This window comes from Sutterella seckii (assembly GCF_009183815.1).
GTDB classification, from domain to species: domain Bacteria; phylum Pseudomonadota; class Gammaproteobacteria; order Burkholderiales; family Burkholderiaceae_F; genus Sutterella; species Sutterella seckii.
The window spans coordinates 1-1,587 of the sequence record NZ_WEHX01000177.1 but is presented as its reverse complement, the minus strand read 5'-3'; the positions used below and the strand labels follow the sequence as shown (position 1 = coordinate 1,587).

The 1,587-nt window shown below is 58.8% G+C and carries 1 protein-coding gene; it reads right to left on the bottom strand.

Annotation, left to right across the window (positions count from 1 at the left end; genetic code table 11):
* A partial coding sequence (locus GBM95_RS11645) for an IS66 family transposase (RefSeq protein ID WP_152159242.1) occupies positions 1-1,587 on the bottom strand: 1,587 nt, incomplete at both ends.

Genomic DNA, 1,587 nt, shown 5'->3' with positions numbered 1-1,587 from the left:
TGCGGCCGTGTCGATCGTCTTCACGTACTTGCCGTTCTTCTCCTTCGCCAGCGTTTCGGCAAGCCCTTTGTAGAGCTCGTCCATGGCGTCGAAGACCGGAGCGGAGTACTCCCTGCGGTGCTTCAGAATGCGGGCGCCGTGCTCTTCGTCGCTCTCGTTTTCCAGGTGCTCCGCAACTTCCTTCTCATACTGGAAAAGAAGCTGGTAGCCGCTCAGGATGGAAAGCATGCGGGCTTCCGTCGTGCCGGCAAGCGCCTGCGCACGAATCCGCTCCGCACGCTCCTGCGGCGTGAGTTTGTTGAGCTCCGAGAGAAACAGCTTGCTCGTTACGGTTCCGTAAGCTTCGCGTCGAGCATGCACGAGGCAGCTCTGCCTGCGCACGCCTCTGAGCACCGTATCCGACAGGGCGTCGTAGCCCGCATAGCCGTCGGCCACAAGCGCATCCATCGTGAGCTGGAGGCTTTCAAGGAGCTCGCCGATGTCCTCCGCCTTTCTCGATCCGAGAGCGGAAAACCAAACAAAAGGCGTCGAGCTGTTCGTCTTCGTGCCCACGGAAAGAACGTAGGTTTGAGAGCTCGTCTTCTCCCTCTCCGCGTAAGCGCCGCGGGCTTCGCCCTCGAGAATGTCGTAGCGCGTTTCGTCTGCAAGGAATACGCGGTCGCCGCACTTCTGCACGATATGCTTCATCAGCGGCTCGATGTAGATGTTCGCCCAGTCGTAGAGGTTCTCAAAGAGCGTGTTGGAGCCGAACTTCAGGCGGCTGAACATCATCACTTCGACCCGGTTGATCGGCAGGCCGTTGTTGAGCAGCTTCGCCGCTTCGGCGAGGCAGGTCATGAGGACGGTGCGCTCCGGCTTCACGGGGAACTGCATGTCCTTCGGGAAAAGCGGATGCACGGTTCGGCATTTCTCGCAGTAGCAGAGCGGGATTTTGTATTCTGCATTCACGAAGCGATCCCGCAGAGATTGGAGAACCGCCGCAAGACGCGCTACCTGCACGCCGAGTTCCTTGAGCTTGAAATGACATGTCGGGCAGACGCCTGCATCAGCCGTTTCCGGGATGCGGAGCACCTGAGGAAGATCGTTTTTCGACTTCTGCCGCCCGCGCAGATTCCTCTTCTTCCCGTCGGCAGACTTTTCGTCCTCGGGCTTCTTAGGCGTGCGGGCGTTTGAAATCGTCGCCATCAGGGCAACGGGATCCTTCTTCCCTTCGGCATTGTCCGAAGACGCTTCTTTCCCGGCGAGCGCCTTGTTCTGCTCCTTTTGGATTTCAGCAAGAGCCGCCTGAGCCCTTTCCGCCTGCCGGAGGCCGTCTTCGAGGGCTTTGATGTCATTCTGAATGTTCCTCTTGTGCTTCAGAAGCTTGGCAAGCTCAGGGTTGAGCTTTTCTCCGCCCTTGCCGAAAGCAAGCTTCTTGAACTTTTCAGCATTGCGCGCCTCGGCGACAAGCTGGCGCACGCATTTGAGGAGATCCTCAAAAAGCTGTTTGTTCGCCTCGGGATCCGCACCGATATTGCGCTCCACATCCAGGCGCATGCCGTGAATCAAGGGAGCAACTTCGGAGAGGAAGACTGCCGCGGCGGCGTA